Source organism: Deefgea chitinilytica (assembly GCF_016881405.1).
In the GTDB taxonomy this organism is placed as follows: Bacteria; Pseudomonadota; Gammaproteobacteria; order Burkholderiales; family Chitinibacteraceae; genus Deefgea; species Deefgea chitinilytica.
Genome location: NZ_WOFE01000006.1, coordinates 127,642 through 145,500, shown reverse-complemented (window position 1 = coordinate 145,500; position 17,859 = coordinate 127,642). Strand labels below are relative to the sequence as shown.

Sequence of the window (17,859 nt, the reverse complement as noted above, 5' to 3'; positions counted from 1 at the left end):
GCTTGCAAGAGTTTGGATTTCTCGGCATAACTAATCGCCAAATTGCCATGCTCAATCGCATTGATTAATAATTCCGATAAACCCATCGCCACTCGTTGTGGCTCTGGACAAGCGCGTGACAACATCAAGGTGAGCTGGCGTGCTTCATCAAGGGTACGAAAATGGAACTCGCCATGCACCAGCAAACGATAAGAGTCAGCATGCATCGCGATTTGGGCTTCAAGCTGCTGACGATCTTCATGAAAGCCAACCGCTGCCGCCACAATGGCCAACAGCATTTCACGCTGAAACGGCTTGATCAAATAGTAATACGCACCGGCAGCCAAACCTTCACGCACATTTTCAGCCGCGCCGACGGCGGTTTGCATAATCACAGGAATATGCTGAAAATCAGGGTGTTGCTTGAGCTTGGCCAATACTTGCATGCCGTCCATACGCGGCATCATCCGATCGAGCAGAATGGTCGCAAAGCCAGCTTCGTCGTGCTGCAGGATTTCCCAAGCGGCTTCGCCATCATCGGCAGTGACCGTTTCATAACCCGCATCAGCCAAATGCTCAGACAAGATCTCTAAGTTAAATGGCTCATCATCAACGATCAGTACCCGATTTTTTCCGTCCATAGCCACTCCTAAGCCTCATTCATTGCAGCCAACACTTTACCTGAAAGCTCATTGTATAAACTGCTAAATTCAAGCGCCAATTTATGCTTGGCATCCAGCGCGATCAATGGTGCGGCTTGATCATGCGATTCACGCACCTTGACCGAGCTCGACAAACGCGAGTGCAACACTGGCAGGCCCTGTGCTTCCAGCTCTTGCACCAAACGCTGCGGCAAACTCGCGCGTGGCTGAAATTGATTGACCACAATCCCTTCGATTTTGAGCTGACCATTATGGTCTTGGCGGATTTCTTCAACTCGCGCAATCAGACCCAACAACGCATCGCGCGAAAATGTATCGCAATCAAACGGAATCAAGCAACCTGTCGCGGCAATCAGCGCCGACAAAGTAAAGAAATTGAGCGCCGGCGGCGTATCAATATACACCTCATCAAATTGCCCAGTCAGCTCATCGAGCGTTTCGCGCAATTTATAAATTTTATATCTGGATTCCAGTTTGACTTGCTGCTCAGCAATGCCCGGATGCGCGGGCATAATAAATAAATTAGGGAACCGCGTGGCGTGGACAAATTCAGCAGGTCCTTTGGCGTATAAAGAGTAATTAAGCACCTGATCAAAAAACTCGTACAAAGTCGGTGCCGCAGTCTGCGCCGCATCTCCCAATACATAATGACTGCTATTACCCTGCGGATCTAAATCAATAATCAAGACTCGCTTGCCTTGCGCAGCCGCCACGGCGGCTAAATTCACCGTAATTGTTGATTTACCGACACCGCCTTTTTGATTAAACACCACTCGTCGTAACATGCCCTGCCCCGCTTATTGTGCTGCCAGCACTATACCACCGCCTTGATTGCGGCTGATGTAATCTTGTGTTGGCAAAGGAAAATCTGCGTCTTTTACGACGCGCCGCAATCGCCGACACGCGAATGTGCAATATTCGGCAAACCTCGCCAGTCCACTCCAGTCGCTTGCGACTAGATGACTTGAAGCTGGGCAATGCGACCCCATTTAGCAGCTATCTATTTTTCTTCAACTCACAGGAAGCTATTCGCCCATGTCGAAAGAAACATTAGGCTTTCAAGCCGAAGTCAAACAACTCTTGCAATTGATGATTCATTCTTTGTACTCCAACAAAGAGATTTTCCTGCGTGAACTCGTATCCAACGCGTCGGACGCCTGCGACAAACTGCGTTTTGAAGCCGTCAACAACGACGGCCTGTTCGGCAACGATCCAGAACTCAAAATCCACGTTGATTTTGATGCGGAAGCGAAAACCATCACGATATCCGACAATGGTATCGGCATGAGCCGTGATGAAGTGATCAAAAATATCGGTACGATTGCCCGCTCAGGCACCAAAGAATTTTTTAGCCAACTCTCTGGTGATGCACAAAAAGACGCGCACTTAATCGGCCAATTCGGCGTGGGCTTTTATTCCGCCTTTATCATTGCCGATAAAGTCACCCTGACCACGCGCCGCGCGGGCGAAGAAACCGCCACCCAATGGGAATCACACGGTGACGGTGAATTCACGCTTGAAAGTGTTGAAAAACCAACGCGCGGTACCAGTATCGTCTTGCACCTGAAAGACGGCGAAGAAGAATTCCTTAGCGATTGGCGCTTGCGCAGCATCATCCGCAAATACTCGGATCACATCACACTGCCGATCTTGATGCCAGCCCAAGCTGGCTACAACGAAGACGGCTCGATCAAACCGGCCGAAGGTTACGAGACCGTCAACCAAGCCAATGCGCTTTGGACGCGCAGCAAATCAGAAATTTCTGACGAGCAATACACCGAGTTCTACAAACACGTCGCCCATGATTACGACGAGCCACTCGCGTGGAGCCACGCCAAAGTCGAAGGCCGCCAAGAATACACCGAGCTGCTCTACATCCCGAAACGCGCCCCATTTGATTTGTACGACCGCGAACGCCGTCATGGTGTGAAACTCTACGTGCGCCGCGTCTTTATCATGGAAGACAGCGAAAAATTGCTGCCACAATACCTGCGCTTTATCCGCGGCGTGATTGACTCTAGCGATTTGCCACTCAACGTATCACGCGAAATCTTGCAGCACAGCAAAGACATTGAACAAATCAAACAAGGCTGCGTGAAAAAAGTATTAGGCTTGCTAGAAAGCCTAGCCAATTCAGACGAAGCGGCTGATCAAGCCAAATACACCACCTTCTGGACTGAATTTGGCAAAGTACTCAAAGAAGGCGTTGGGGAGGACTTCACCAACAAAGAACGCATCGCTGCGCTATGCCGTTTTGCATCGACACATAACGACTCTGCTGAGCAAACCGTATCGCTGAAAGACTACGTTGGCCGCATGAAAGAAGGTCAAGAACAAATCTACTTTATTACAGCTGATTCATATGCCGCCGCAAAAAACAGCCCGCACCTCGAAGTCTTCCGCAAAAAAGGCATCGAAGTCTTGTTGCTCTCTGACCGCGTCGACGAATGGGCGTTTAGCGGCCTGACTGAATTTGAAGGCAAAAAACTGCAATCGGTCGCCAAAGGCGAATTGAACCTAGACCAATTCACCGACGAAGCAGAGAAAAAAGAGCAAGAAGCCGCCGCAACCGAGCTTAAAGACATCCTTGAGCAAATGAAAGGCGTACTCGGCGACTCAGTCAAAGACATCCGCGTCACGCACCGCCTGACCGACAGCCCTGCTTGCTTGGTGGTAGAAAACCAAGACATGAGCGCCAACCTAGAGCGTCTACTCAAATCAGCGGGTCAAGACGTCAAAGGCAGCAAACCGATCTTGGAAGTAAACCCAACACATCCATTAGTGAGCAAGCTCAAAGCAGAGTCGAGCAGCGACAAATTTGGCGACTGGACGCACCTGATCTTTGATCAAGCGCTCCTTGCTGAAGGCGGTCAACTCGAAGACCCAGCCTCATTCGTCAAACGCCTGAATGGTTTGATGCTAGCGATGTAGAACTAAATGCATAGGCTTCTAGCCAATTATCTAATAATGACTAGATACAAATACCTAGAAAAAAACGGCGCATGCGCCGTTTTTTACATCCAAGCAAACCGTAAAAAACCAAACAGAAACTGAAGATCAAAATATTACACAAAAGTGACGATTAAGCTTTTTTTAATTTACACCTACTTACCAAACTTTGTTTGACATCAAAGCCATATGCCAATATCATCGAGTCACTAACAAATAAGTGTTAACAATCAATGATTTAGAATATTAATACATACTAATTTAAAACTTTCTTGGAGCATCACCATGAAATTGACGCACATCGCAGCAGCCATCGCACTCACCGCCACCGCAGCAATCAGCCAAGCAGCAATTGTAAATAATCAAGCGCTCAACTTATACACAAGCAATCTAAGCAGCTCATTCAATCAAGTCAATTCTGGCACTTTCAGTGCTGGAGCTACTGGCATCTATAAAATTACCTTTACCGTTTTAGGTGCAATTAACTCAGGCAACTTGATTAATGCTCATGTTTTTTTAAAACAAACAAATTACACTGGTACACCATGGGGCTGGACTTCTAGCCCAAAAGATATTTTTAATGACACTGACAAAAACGTAGCAAAACAATCATGGACTAGTAGCTATACCTTCTCAGCAATTAAAGACGCTAGTTTCGAATACAGCAGTCAATATGTATTTGCGAACCCTGGCTTTAACGGTACGATTTCTGCCACAGTAGCCCCAGTTCCAGAACCTGAAACCTACGCTCTCATGGGCATGGGCTTAATCGGTCTATTAGCTGCGCGCCGCCGCAAAATGGCTAAATAATCAGCCAGCCAACGCGAGAGATAGACCGATTTAAACCAAAAATGCCAAGCAAGCCTTGGCATTTTTTAATGGCGAACCAAAAAGACACGCATTGCAGACAAATCACCAATTTAATACGAATGCAATCAATCAAGGCAAGAATCAGAATCTGGCAATAAATTCACAAGATATTGAATTTAAAGCTTTAAATACGGGCGAATCTCAGTTAGAATCGCCAAAACTAAAATACTTTCTAAATTAGTAATTAATGATATAGGATACACAACATGAACATCAAACACTTAGCCGTAGCCGCAGTAATCGGCTTTAGCGCTGTAGCCAGCCAAGCCGCGATCAAAAATGTGACTTTTACGAATGGCTCATCAATTACCTTTGGTGAGAAAATCACTAAGCTGGGTAACTCTTGGACTTTTGATTCTTTTACATTCAAAGTAAATGACAATTCACCTATTCTTTTTAGCTTCTTCGCTGATCCAGCCAAAAAGAATACTGGCACGATCAATTCCCTGAAATTGACATTGCTAAATGGCAAATCTAAAGTAGGTGATACTCAAACCTTTAATTCAAGCACTGGCAGCTTTTTATTCAGCGGTGATACATTTGCTAGCAATAAAAACTACAAATTCCGTATTGATGGCTTGTCAACCGATTTCCGTGGTGATTTAAATTACACCGTAGCTGCAGTACCAGAGCCAGAAACTTATGCATTAATGGGCATGGGCTTGGTAGGGCTTCTCGCAGCACGCCGCCGCAAAATGAAAGCTACTAAATAATTAGCATCCAAGCATATAAAAGCCCCAAGAACACGCTTGGGGCTTTTTTACGACTAAACTAAATCCAATTAGAGCAAGGCTAAAATCGCGGTCGTTTGTAACTGCATTAACTGAATATCCGCCCGGCTTTCCACATTCAAACGAATAACTGGCTCAGTATTACTACTGCGCAGATTAAAGCGCCAAGTACCAAAATCCATACTCACACCATCAGTTTCATCGACAGACTGCGCTTGCGATTCATACGCTGCACGAACTTTGGAAATGGCTGCTTTCGCATCCGGCACCACACGATTGATTTCACCCGATGATGGGAATGCGGCAATTCGCTCGCTCACCATTGCTGAGAGTTTCTGCCCGCTACGGCTCATTAAATCAATCACCAGCAGCCACGGAATCATACCGCTATCGCAATAAGCAAAATCACGGAAGTAATGATGCGCGCTCATTTCGCCGCCGTATACTGCATCTTCTTTTCGCATGCGCTCTTTAATAAAGGCATGGCCGGTTTTACTTTGGATGGCAATACCACCTGCTTGCTCAACCATATCGATCGTATTCCAAGTCAAACGAGGGTCGTGGATGATTTTTGAACTTGGCGTATGCGCGAGGAAAGCTTTTGCTAAAAGACCTACGATGTAATACCCCTCGATGAACTCGCCAGCCTCATCAAACAAGAAACAGCGATCAAAATCACCGTCCCAAGCAATACCCAAATCAGCACCATGCGCTTTCACAGCATCGGCGGTATCGGCACGGTTTTCTGGCAATAATGGATTAGGGATGCCATTCGGGAATGTACCGTCGGCTTCGTTGTGAACTTTGATGAACTGCACTGGCACATTCGCTGCAGCAAATTGCGCTTCAAGCGCATCGACCACATGGCCTGCTGCACCATTTCCCGCATTCAGCACAATTTTCATCGGCTTAAGTTGGGCGATGTCGATGTAGCCCAGCAAATGCTGCACGTAATCGGCCAGAATCGACTGCTGGCTCAGCGTACCGCGTTGAACAACGGCTGGAAACTGATTTTCTTCGGCAAGGCGCTGAATATCACGCAAGCCGGTATCGCCACTAATTGGCACCGCGCCACGCTTGACCAATTTCATGCCGTTGTAATCCATCGGATTATGGCTAGCCGTTACCTCGATACCGCCATCCACATCCAAATGGAAGGCCGCGAAATAGACTTCTTCCGTACCCGTCATGCCAATGTCGACCACATCGCAGCCCGAATCCATCAAGCCATTAGCCAACGCCATTTTGAGCGATTCAGAAGTCAGTCGAACATCACCACCGACCACCATGCGTTTCGGTTTGAGGAATTCGCCATAGGCACGGCCAATGCGGTAAGCAATGTCTTCGTTCAATTCAGTACCAAGCTGGCCCCGAATGTCATAGGCTTTGAAACAAGATAATTTTGTCATGATTTATGGTTAACTCGTTGATTCATTGTGAGATTCAAAATAAGAACGAGAATGATAGTGAACACTGTCATCACATAAGATTGCAGCCGGGGCTTGCCAACGATATTCATCATGTTGCTCACCCATCGGCAGCCGCAATTGATCTGCAGTAAGCCGCAGGCGATAAGCCAATACAACATAGTGCGTGCCAAACCCATCTTGCCGACCCGCATTCGTATCATAAAAATGTTCGTAAACACCCAACCATTCAGCCTGATTACGAGTCAAAGCGATACCCAATTCCACCTGAGTGAGTCGCTGAAATGCAGCATCAAGTCGTTCGTTTTTCAGCACTCGCCCGCCAGGCACAAACCAAAAACCACCCGCGGGCTCATTCCGCCGAAAACCAAGTAAAACTTCCCCCGATTCATTTTCAATAATCAGATCAATCGACACCAGCGGCGCATGCTGAACCACATGCATAAAATCGGCAAAGGGTAGCTGCGACATTACTTTGTACCTACTCGACCATAAGTATCTTCAAAACGCACAATATCGTCTTCGCCCAAATAGCTACCCGATTGTACTTCGATCATTTCCAGTGGGAATTTGCCCGGATTTTCCAAGCGATGCGTTGCGCCGATTGGAATGTAGGTCGACTGATTTTCGCACAGCAACAGATTTTGATCGCCATTGACGACCCGCGCCGTACCACTCACCACAATCCAATGCTCCGCGCGGTGGTAATGCATTTGCAAACTCAGAGAAGCACCAGGATTGACGATAATCCGCTTCACTTGGAATCGCGCGCCCGAATCGATGCCTTCATAACTACCCCAAGGGCGATACACTTTACGATGCGTAACGGATTCACTGCGCCCTGCCGCTTGCAAGCGATTCACAATCGTTTTGACATCTTGTACGCGGTCTTTATGTGCCACCAAAATCGCATCGGCCGTTTCAACAATCACGAGATTATCTACGCCGAGCGCCGCAATCATGCGGTTTTCACTGCGGATATAGCTATTGCTCACGCCTTCAACCATCACATCGCCAACGAGGTTATTGCCATTTTCATCGGCTGCAGATACCTCGGCCAGCGCTGCCCAAGAACCGATATCGTTCCAGCCCAAACCAGCAGCCTCAATCACTGCCGCATGCTCAGTTTGCTCCATGACCGCATAATCGATAGAATCAGATGGGCAAGCACTAAACGCATCGGTATCCAAACGCACAAAATCCAAATCACGCGTTGAAGCAGCAACGGCTAATTTCACCTGCTCTAGCATTTTCGGTTGGAACTTAGCCAGCTCAGCCAAATACACATCCGCGCGGAACATAAACATACCGCTATTCCAATAATATTCACCGGTCGCCAAAAACTCTGCTGCGCGTTCGGCATTTGGCTTTTCAACAAAGGCAGCAACGTCAAACGATGTATTGCTAGCTGGCAATTGCCCACCACGGCGTATATAGCCATACCCCGTATTAGGCTCTGTGGGTGCAATCCCAAAAGTAACCAATTTGCCTTGCGCAGCTACGCTTGCAGCCTGCAATACCAAATCCTGAAATACCTCACCCTGCGTGATCACATGATCGGATGGCAACACCATAAGCAATGCATCAGGATTATTTTCTAATGCAATCACTGCCGCCGCAGCCACCGCAGGTGCAGTATTGCGGCCGACAGGCTCAAGGACAATCTTTGCCTTGGCCACGCCCACCGCGCGCAATTGCTCTGCCACCAAAAAACGCTGCTCATTATTACTAATCAGCAGCGGCGCAGCCACATCAGGCAAGCCCTTGAGGCGCGTCGCTGTTTGCTGCAACAGACTTTCATCGCCGTATAAATTAAGAAACTGCTTTGGGTAGCCACCGCGAGATAAAGGCCACATGCGTGTGCCAGAGCCACCACACAAAATTACAGGGGTAATAGTCATTAAAAAATTATCCAAAAATAGAATTAATAATTAATCACGCCCGTATAAGTCGCGTGTAAATACTTTGCTTTTGACATCATCAAGCTCATCGGCCAAGCGATTAGAAACAATAATATCGGAACAAGCTTTAAATTCAGCCAAATCGGTGTAAACCTTCGAATTAAAAAACTCAGTCTCTTTCATCGCAGGCTCAAAGATAATAACTTCAATGCCTTTTGCTTTCAGGCGCTTCATAATTCCTTGAATCGCAGATGCACGGAAATTATCAGAGTCGGCTTTCATCACTAGACGATAAATACCCACTACATGAGGGTTTTTTTTCAAAATCTCACTTGCAATAAAATCTTTACGCGTGGTATTGGAGTCCACAATCGCGCGGATAATGTTATTAGGCACTTCTTGATAATTTGCCAATAACTGCTTGGTATCTTTGGGTAGGCAATATCCACCATAACCAAATGACGGATTATTGTAATGATCGCCAATTCGTGGATCGAGGCCAATCCCTTCGATAATTTGGCGTGTATCTAAGCCATGACTAATCGCATAACTATCTAATTCATTAAAATACGCCACCCGCATCGCTAGATACGTATTGGCAAATAATTTAATCGCCTCTGCTTCCGTCGATTCAGTATGCAATACTGGTACATACCGTTTGATTGCGCCTTGCTGCAGCAATTGCGCAAACTGAATTGCTGCTGCTGATTGATCACCCACCACAATACGTGAAGGGTGTAGATTATCGTAAAGTGCCTTACCCTCGCGCAAAAACTCAGGCGAGAAAATGATATTTTGAACGCCGAATTCTTTACGCATCCGAGCGGTAAAGCCTACCGGTACTGTTGATTTGATAATCATCGTTGCATTCGGAGCATATTGCAGCACATCACGAATCACCGACTCAACTGAACTAGTATTAAAATAATTCGTTTCCACATCATAATCAGTCGGCGTTGCAATTACGACAAAATCAGCATCCGCATATGCAAACGCTTTATCTGTGCTAGCAATCAAATTCAGACGTTTATTGGCCAGATAATGCTCAATCTCAGTATCGACAATTGGGCTTTTCTTTTCATTAATCAAATCAACCTTCGCTTGATCAATATCCAGTGCGACCACTGTATTGTGCTGTGCTAACAAAATGGCATTAGAAAGACCTACATAACCAGTACCTGCGATTGCAATTTTCATTCAAACACCCGTCGAGTAATTATTTATGTCGTTTAACTGAATTCATCTGCTTGGCCGCTTTCACGACAAACAGCGTATTGGTCACTAAATACCGCTTCCACAAGCGGCGTGGCTCGCTACATAAACGATGCAACCATTCCAAGCCGTTTTTCTGCATCCACAACGGCGCACGAACAATCGTGCCAGCGTGGTAGTCAAATGCAGCACCGACCCCAACCATTACGGCCTGAATTCGGCCGCGATGTGCGGCCATCCATTTTTCTTGTTTTGGGCAACCCAAGCTCACCCAGACCACACCAGCACCCGAAGCATTAATTTGCTCGACAATTGCGGCATCTTCTTGCGCGGTCAACGCACGAAACGGAGGTGAAATCGCACCGACGATCTTTAAGCGAGGAAATTCTTTGGCTAATTTCACCTGCAAAATATCCAGTGTCTTTTGCTCACCACCAAATAGAAAAAACGACTCACCTGTTTGCTCTGCATGCGCGCAGTACTGCCACATCAAATCTGGCCCATTCACTCGCTCTTGCTCTGCGTGGCCTTGCTGGCGCATCAACCAAGCCACAGGTGCACCATCAGGGGTACACATATCGGCCTGCGCTAAAACTTCAGCAAAATCATTATCCTGCCCGCCTGTGACAACCGAATGAACATTAGTAATACACACATAGCGGGATTCACGTGCCAGAGACCAAGCTGAAATACGCTCAATCGCACGTTCAAAAGTAATTACATCAATCGGTGCACCGATTACATTGGCTGTTTGACGCATTATGCTAAAGCACCTTTTTTCTCATCAATTGCAGTTTGATAAATTTTAATTAATTGCGCGTAGTTTTGTTCGGGCGTGTATTTTTCTAAATACAGCGAGCGCGCATTTTTTCCCATTTGCAGCATGGCCTCTGGGTTTTGCACCGCCCAAGTGAGCTTGGCCTGTAAATCAACCGGATCACTTGGCTCAAACAACAAGCCCGTGACACCATCCTCAATTAAATCGACCAAAGCGCCCAAGCGGCTACCAATCACTGGCAATCCAGCCGCATACGCCTCAAGCAAAGTCATCGGCATGTTTTCGTAGCAAATACTTGGCAAAACCAAGGCAAGGGAGCTATCCATCTGAGCACGCACTTCGAGCGGTTTCAAAGCCCCTAGCATTTCAACACCAGCCAAACCTTCAATCTGTGCTGATTCAGTACCCGTACCTGCAACTCGCAAAACACCATGCGTCTTGGCATTAAATGCTTGCGCTAAAACAGATAATCCTTTTTCTTCGGACAAACGCCCAACAAATAACAAACTATTGCGTGGTGAACTGTAATCAGGCACAGCCAAATCAGGCACAAAATTGGGTTTAATGACAAAGCGACTCGCAGGCAAGCCACCATGGACGAATTTAGCTTTTGCAAATGAACTCAAAGTAATGTACTTAGAAACTTTATTTACGTATACACCTCTAAACCTGTTAAATACAAGCATACCAGCCAATACCCCAGACTGCGCCACAGAGCCACGATAACAGCGGCGAGTTACAGCTCGCCACGGCGATTTACCCAAACAGTCTTCGCATACTTTGCCATCACGCAAAAACATCGCTTGCGGGCACAGCAAGCGAAAATTATGCAAAGTCTGTATCACAGGAATACGCGCCAAGTGCGCAGCTTGATAAACCGATGGAGATATCAAGGGGAAAGTATTGTGTACATGAATCACATCAGGGCGAAAATCACGTACTTGCAAAGCAATATCATCCAAAGTCTTGGGTGACCAGAACGTACTCCGCACTAACTCAATTTTGCTCATGCCAGCTACATCATCATTATGCCGCTGATAGAGGGCGACTTCATGGCCTCGGCTGCGCAACATCGCGATTTCGGTATCAACCACCGAATCCTCACCGCCGCGGTGCTGATAGGCGTTATGCACGACTAAAACGCGTAGTAAACTCATGATTTTAACGCCTGCAAAATGCCCGCACAGAAATTATTGGCCATATTCTCAATGGTGTAATGTGCCGCAGCCGCTTTGGCACTTTGTTTCAATTGGCTAGCATATTGCTCATCACTCAGAATACGGGTAACCGCAGCCACATAGGCCTCCAAGGTATTGGCCGTCATAACACCATTCACGCCATTTTCTAAATAGGCCACCTCGGGTGAGTGCAAACCGCAATCAGTCGTTGCCATGGGTACGCCAGCAACGAAGGAGTCTAGAATGCCTAATCCCACTAAACCTGGATTGAGCACCACATTTGCCAACGATAAATAAAGCATTTTGTCGCGCCCTTTTTGAATGCCAACATAGTGGCACCAGTCAGGGTGTGCCGCGCAAAAGACCTCGACCTCGGGGCGCATCGGACCATCACCCACAATCACCAGATGAAAATGTGGAACTTGCTGTTTCAAGCGTTGCGCGGCGGCAAAAAGAAAATCTAAACGTTTTTCTTCATACAAAGAGCCAAGATATAAGCCAACCTGACCATGATTAATGCCCAAGTTCTGCTTTAATTGATCGATCTCAGTGGATGAAATGGTCGACTGCTGCTCAAGCAATTCAGTCGTATCAACGGCATTTTCTAAATCAGTAATGCGCTCTGTCGGAAAACCACATTGCTGCACCAAACCCACGCTCATTTGGGTATAAGCAAACCACCAATCCACTTGATTGGTGGTCCAGCGCTTAAAACGCTCTTTTAAGCTGTTCGGATTGGCGGCTTGCAAGTTACCGCCATGCCCCCAAAAAGCGAGTTTGTAGTGCCGACGACCCAACAAAAGAGGATAATTACTCAATAATTTATTTTCCTGAGTAACAATGACTAAATCACTTTTTGCTATATGCATACCAATCGATTGCCAGCACAATCGACCTTCTAATAAATATTTATTTTTTGCAAATGTACCCCATGAAAGTTCTGCAGAATCTCTTTTGGATAACTCTGACTGTGCTGCCTGCCCATAAACAACACCAAGAACGACACCTTGAGATACTAAATTTTCACGCATCAGGTCAAAAAGTTTGATCCGATAATGAGTCATACGACGCTGAATAACAAGAACATTCTTCATTGCAAAATCACCGGAACTTGGCCGATTAACAACGTATTACCTCGTAAATCCTCCTCAACACCAAGAGGAAAATCAATACGTTTTGACAGAGGCGCAATAAATGAAAAATCAAAATTGGACTTAGCATCTGAAGTAGACCAAACCAAATATTTATTTTTTCCTGATTGCATCTTAAAAGTACAAACCCATATAGGTAGACGTGATAAATCACAACCCATTGGCTGTGTAGCAACTAACTGAGACGCCAACGTATTATAAGCAAATCCTGCTGCTTTTTTATTAAATGATAGCGGCTCTATTAAACCCATATTTGTATGATCTAATGAATACCAATAATAACGCTGAATACCTTGGGTGAAAGCTAATACCTGTGCACGCACAACATAAGCCATTGCTAAATCCTGATCCAAACGTAACCATTCTGCAGAATAGGAAGTTGGAATTTCAGGACCTTGCATGTTTTTAATTAACCAGCCTGATTCGGTATTAAATAATGGCTTATTAGCAATACCATTTTGTTGCATGATAGAAAATAAACGTTCAGTAAGTCCATAAGCCGTTTCTGGGTTACTTTTCGGAACATATAAATGATAAGAAGCGACATCCATATACTGTGTTGCCCCCGAAGCTAAATATGCATCCCATTTTGATAACTCAGCTTCGGCGTTACCAGTCATGCTAGGACCAATTAGAATATTATTTGGATTTACTGCCTTAATTTCCTCATAAGCAATTTTTTGCATTTCTAACAATTTGCTCATATCACCGGACCAAAAAGGCTTTAAATTCACTTCATTCAATAATTCATACTCAAAAATTTTACCCGCATATCGATTTGCAATCGTGCGAACATACAAACGCCAGAACATCATATTACTCGGCTCTGCTGCACAACCTAATCCGTATGCACAAGTTTCCTGCGGTCGAGCAGATGCCCATTGCGGTGTATTTCCAAGTGGTAAAACTAATTTAATATTATTTTTATTTGCATAGGCTACAATCGAATCAAGCTTGGAAAATACAAACACGCCCATTTTAGGTTGTATATCTCGCCACCCCAAATAAACATCCCATAAACGCCAACTGCCAGCTCCTTTTAATGGCCAGGGTTCATTTAATTTAGGGCGGTGAATATGAATACCAAAGCTCTCAGCACTTACTAACTTTGTAGCACGTGGAGGAATTGTAATTTTTGGCATAGGGACCAATGACGAAGCATTTGTCTTTGCTAAATCCAATGGATCATTACTAGCAGCAATAGAAAAAACAACGGCAAATGAGATTAAAATAGCCAGTATGGCCATCCATTTAGCGTGACTTAAATTTACTAATTGTTTCATCATATATTTTCTCAAGTTTAATCGCTTGGCTACGAATATCTAATGTTTCGGCAAAATGACGACCTGCAAGCCCTATTGCACGGCGTGAATAAGTGTCTAATGCCAGCATATGATTTAGTTTTAATGATAATTCTTCAGCATCGCCCGGCTCAAAAAGAAAACCAGTTTCATTTTCTACCATCGCTTCAGGCATACCACCGCTACGACTAGCAATAACGGGAACTCCTGATGCCGCAGCTTCCAACAATACCATTCCAAAACCTTCTGTTTGGCCATTACTATCAGGTAAACTAGCCTGCACGTAAACAGCACACTCACGCATTAATCGGATCACCTCAGAATGATCTTGTGCACCCAGCCACTGAACTCGATCTTGAATATTTAATTCTTTCGTCAATTGCTGCAAAGCCTCCGTTTCAGGGCCGGCACCAATCTGAATTAATTTCCAATCTTGTGGTGTTTTAGCAAAAGCGCGTAATAAAACATCAATACCTTTCCACTTGACATGACGTGATACATTTAAAACAAATCGCCCTTCAATATCACACAAATTAAACTTCTTTGTGTCCACACCAATATAGTGTGTATATATTTTCTCAGGAGCTACGCCGCGATCAATCATTTTCCCGCGAATAAAATTAGAGACAGCAATAAATGAAGTTGCTTCACGATATAATGATTGCTCATGCAATAGAAATTGAATGTTTGTAGGCTTTAATGTTTTTAATTGTGAACAACGACTCATTTGCGAATCAAACCCATGACTAGTGGCAATTAGTGGCAAGCCTAGTTGCTTTGCAATCGGCAATATCATTACCGCATCAGGTAAAAAATGAGCATGAATAATGCTAGCCTGTTTTTTTTCAGAGAAGCGTTTTAATAGCAAAGATTGTCTTAAAAGTGTGAACAGATAGCGCTGAGTTTTTTTCTCTGCAGGAATAGAACAAACAGTACCACCAAAATCTCCAATTAGATCACGACAAATATAGCTAACTTGAAAATTAGACATATTACCAGCCTGCTCTCTAATAAAGACCTCAGACTTAAAAGGCATTACCATTCGAAAAACCAATACATTCTTACCCATGGCTCTTGACCTTTTGTAATTTCTTAACTATCAAAATAGCAGCAACCAATATATAAAACTGTGATTGCACCAAAACCCCCTCTGCAGTAGGTTCAAAAAAGTTCTGCCCTAACAACCCCAAAAAAGCACCTTTATATGCAGCATTGTATATAGACATATTTGGCGAAATTGACGGGCAAGACTTTACCACATGAACAATCATAAACACATATGCCAATAATGCTAAAACACCATAATTTATAACAATATTCAAATAGGCATTATGTGCATTTGGGTAAGGAAACCGCCCCATGGTGAAATAATTTGTTGCTGTATACATTTCCTCTCTCAAAGATCCAACAAAAAAATTAAGATCAAATCTAGAAAAAACATACATTGCAGCTTGCCATAACTGGTATCGAGTTTGCATTGTTGATAACGTTTGCTCATTAGAGGTCAATGAAGCATAAACAATAATAAAAATAATACCAGGGAAAAGAGCTAAAATCCAAATAGATAATTTATCGCCAAATTTTAAAATCGCCAATCCACTTAAACCGCCAATCAAACTCCAAGCAAAAGCCCCTTTAACCTGAGCATAATAAAAAACAATACAAACTAACAGCAAAGAAAAAAAACAAAATATTTTTTTAACTACCGTTAAATCACTAAATAATGCTACAAAAAAACCAACAAAAATGGGGACTAAATAAACACCTAAACCATTTGGATGTCTAAAAAATCCAATTGCAACATTACCGGTAAGAACTTTACCATCCAAACCCATTTTACCTAGAGATGAAATATCAACCGGAAAAGGATATGGGCCACCAAGAAGTCCTTGAGAAACGCCAAGCAATGCACTAACAAAACCAACTAACACAAAAATTATGGTTAATTTTTTAAGTTGATTTATATCATCGACAGCAAACACCAGAATCAATGCTAAAAGTATTGAAGGTAATAAATCTTTAAATAACTGTAAGCCATCGATCCTACCGCTGAGCAGAGCAAGAAATGTCGCAATAGTTGCAAAAACTAGAAAAATAATTAATGGACGAGCAGCTTGTAAAGAATTTTTAATCCTTTGCCAATAAGAATAAGGATTTGCAACGAGCGATAAAAAAATATACGCACAACCTACGTATATCAGCAATTCAAGAACTGTAAAACTTACAAACCCAGAAAATCCCGAGAAAACGCGCAAGTCAACCGCCATAAAAAACATAGCAGTAACTAAGAAATAATTTAAAAAAGATGCTTTGCTTTTTGGAGTCATTGCTAAAATCATCTCGCTATATCTATAGAAAAAATAAGAATATCACCAGATTTCACGATGAATAGATTGAAATTAAAAATCGATGCACAAAAAAAGTTGCCAAGCAAACGGAACCAATCCAAGTCAACATTTTTACATATGGAAAATTAAATCTAATAATCTTTTGAGACCAACAATGTAAGGTCAATACACTCAACAGTGATGACACCATAAACGATCCAGCCGCGCCTAAAACACCAAATTGAAGCACAAAGATATAACCTATTACCACTTGAAAGATCGCGAAAAATCCAGTGACATAAACAAGTAAGTGTGTCTTCCCTTCTTGCAATAAGCCAATATTTAAACTTGGCTCTATAGCACGTATGACTACCGCCATAATAAGAAAGCATAAAACAAGCGAATCAATTTGAATACCTGCCGCAAAATAAGGAATCAGAAATGGTGATAAAAGCCATAGTAATGAACCAGCTATGGAAAAACCGGCAACAAATTTGATCGCCATATCTGAGAAAAATGCCTGACCTAGGTCATCATCTTTTAAATGCTGAAATCGCGCGGTTGGCCACCAAAGTGCAATCGGTGTGATTAGAAAATTCAAGGCACCAGCAAGCTTTAACGCTATTACATAAATACCAAGTGTCTTAGGATCAAGCAATCCAGACACAAGAAAACGATCTGCATTATTCATTACTGCAACTAGTAAACTTGAAAATAGCAAAGGGAGGCCATATACCCTGGAGCTATCCGCCAATTTGCTTATATTTAAACCATCAAGAGAAGTTGAATTTGTTTTTCTAGTTTGATAAATAATACTTAACACAGCCGCAATTGCCGAAAAACCAGTACATATCAAATAAACAGATAGAAATTGCTCTGCTGTACTCACCCAAGGATTGACTAATATTTTATTTAAACTAGCAAACGCTGCTAGTAGGCCAAATTTAATCAATATAGCGAGGGCATAAGCTCCGCTATTTAATGATGAACGTGCCGCAGCTAAGCCTAATCCTAAACAAGTTTCTACAGCAATAACCAATGGGAAAATTAAAAAAATAATCGTATTAGGAAAATAAAACCAAGCCCAAATTGCTGCAGCTAACGCTGAAAATAACAATGGAAAGACAACTTGTTTAAAACTTAACCGTAATGCGACATTAACCGAAACGCCATCTTGATTAACGAGTTTTATCATTCCCCAGTTGCAACCAAACTGCGCAATCAATGCAAAAATAAAAATAATAGGTTCTAAAAGTCCCCAACGGCCATATTCAACCGCACCGAGCTCACTAACTAGAAGTGGAATCATTAGAAACTGCAAACCGGCCTGGGCGGTATTTCCAATGAAAAAACCATTGGATAATTTCTTAATCATTTAAACCACTTCTAATTG

General features: G+C 43.8%; 14 protein-coding genes and 2 pseudogenes. 3 read left to right on the top strand and 13 right to left on the bottom strand.

Annotation, left to right across the window (positions count from 1 at the left end):
• Both GM173_RS12390 and GM173_RS12385 read right to left on the bottom strand, forming a co-directional pair.
• Positions 1 to 620 (bottom strand): response regulator transcription factor (locus GM173_RS12390; protein ID WP_203571692.1); only part of this gene is annotated, 620 nt, incomplete at its 3' end.
• Positions 621 to 628: 8 nt separating this feature from the next.
• Complete coding sequence (locus GM173_RS12385) at positions 629 to 1,426, bottom strand: ParA family protein (RefSeq protein WP_203571691.1); 798 nt, start codon at positions 1,424 to 1,426, stop codon at positions 629 to 631.
• Positions 1,427 to 1,676: 250 nt separating this feature from the next.
• On the opposite strand from GM173_RS12385, the gene htpG reads away from it, so the two are divergent.
• The 3 genes and pseudogenes from htpG to GM173_RS12370 form a co-directional block, all read left to right on the top strand.
• Positions 1,677 to 3,572, top strand: a complete 1,896-nt coding sequence (htpG, locus tag GM173_RS12380) for a molecular chaperone HtpG (protein WP_203571690.1) — start codon at positions 1,677 to 1,679, stop codon at positions 3,570 to 3,572.
• 726 nt (positions 3,573 to 4,298) lie between these two features.
• Positions 4,299 to 4,400: pseudogene (locus GM173_RS16420) on the top strand (PEP-CTERM sorting domain-containing protein); the annotation flags it as partial.
• Between the two features lie 296 nt (positions 4,401 to 4,696).
• Positions 4,697 to 5,173: pseudogene (locus tag GM173_RS12370) on the top strand (FxDxF family PEP-CTERM protein); the annotation flags it as partial.
• Positions 5,174 to 5,241: 68 nt separating this feature from the next.
• Here the strand turns inward: GM173_RS12370 and GM173_RS12365 are convergent.
• From GM173_RS12365 to GM173_RS12315, 11 genes are read right to left on the bottom strand one after another with little or no spacing between them, the layout of a single operon-like run.
• Positions 5,242 to 6,600: a phosphohexomutase domain-containing protein gene (locus GM173_RS12365; protein WP_203571687.1), complete on the bottom strand. Its 1,359-nt coding sequence runs from the start codon at positions 6,598 to 6,600 to the stop codon at positions 5,242 to 5,244.
• A gap of 9 nt (positions 6,601 to 6,609) precedes the next feature.
• Positions 6,610 to 7,089 carry a GDP-mannose mannosyl hydrolase gene (locus tag GM173_RS12360; RefSeq protein WP_203571686.1) on the bottom strand — a complete coding sequence of 160 codons (480 nt, stop codon included), beginning with the start codon at positions 7,087 to 7,089 and terminating at the stop codon, positions 6,610 to 6,612.
• Entirely contained in the window at positions 7,089 to 8,519 is a 1,431-nt protein-coding gene (locus tag GM173_RS12355; RefSeq protein WP_203571685.1) for a mannose-1-phosphate guanylyltransferase/mannose-6-phosphate isomerase, read from the bottom strand. Before GM173_RS12355 ends, GM173_RS12360 begins: the two co-directional genes overlap by 1 nt.
• 30 nt (positions 8,520 to 8,549) lie before the next feature.
• Positions 8,550 to 9,716 carry a nucleotide sugar dehydrogenase gene (locus GM173_RS12350; protein WP_203571684.1) on the bottom strand — a complete coding sequence of 389 codons (1,167 nt, stop codon included), beginning with the start codon at positions 9,714 to 9,716 and terminating at the stop codon, positions 8,550 to 8,552.
• Positions 9,717 to 9,735: 19 nt separating this feature from the next.
• A complete protein-coding gene (locus GM173_RS12345) occupies positions 9,736 to 10,491 on the bottom strand; it encodes a WecB/TagA/CpsF family glycosyltransferase (protein ID WP_203571683.1) in 756 nt (251 codons plus the stop codon).
• The gene (locus tag GM173_RS12340; protein ID WP_203571682.1) at positions 10,491 to 11,666 is read right to left on the bottom strand and encodes a glycosyltransferase family 4 protein; all 1,176 of its coding nucleotides are present in this window, start codon (positions 11,664 to 11,666) and stop codon (positions 10,491 to 10,493) included. Before GM173_RS12340 ends, GM173_RS12345 begins: the two co-directional genes overlap by 1 nt.
• On the bottom strand, positions 11,663 to 12,781 hold the full coding sequence (locus GM173_RS12335; protein WP_203571681.1) for a glycosyltransferase family 4 protein: 1,119 nt from the start codon (positions 12,779 to 12,781) through the stop codon (positions 11,663 to 11,665). Before GM173_RS12335 ends, GM173_RS12340 begins: the two co-directional genes overlap by 4 nt.
• Positions 12,778 to 14,124: a cellulase family glycosylhydrolase gene (locus tag GM173_RS12330; protein ID WP_203571680.1), complete on the bottom strand. Its 1,347-nt coding sequence runs from the start codon at positions 14,122 to 14,124 to the stop codon at positions 12,778 to 12,780. Before GM173_RS12330 ends, GM173_RS12335 begins: the two co-directional genes overlap by 4 nt.
• Positions 14,090 to 15,208: a glycosyltransferase gene (locus GM173_RS12325; RefSeq protein WP_203571679.1), complete on the bottom strand. Its 1,119-nt coding sequence runs from the start codon at positions 15,206 to 15,208 to the stop codon at positions 14,090 to 14,092. Before GM173_RS12325 ends, GM173_RS12330 begins: the two co-directional genes overlap by 35 nt.
• On the bottom strand, positions 15,201 to 16,478 hold the full coding sequence (locus GM173_RS12320) for an O-antigen ligase family protein (RefSeq protein ID WP_203571678.1): 1,278 nt from the start codon (positions 16,476 to 16,478) through the stop codon (positions 15,201 to 15,203). Before GM173_RS12320 ends, GM173_RS12325 begins: the two co-directional genes overlap by 8 nt.
• A gap of 40 nt (positions 16,479 to 16,518) precedes the next feature.
• Positions 16,519 to 17,841: a lipopolysaccharide biosynthesis protein gene (locus tag GM173_RS12315; protein WP_203571677.1), complete on the bottom strand. Its 1,323-nt coding sequence runs from the start codon at positions 17,839 to 17,841 to the stop codon at positions 16,519 to 16,521.
• Between the last annotated feature and the right edge of the window lie 18 nt (positions 17,842 to 17,859).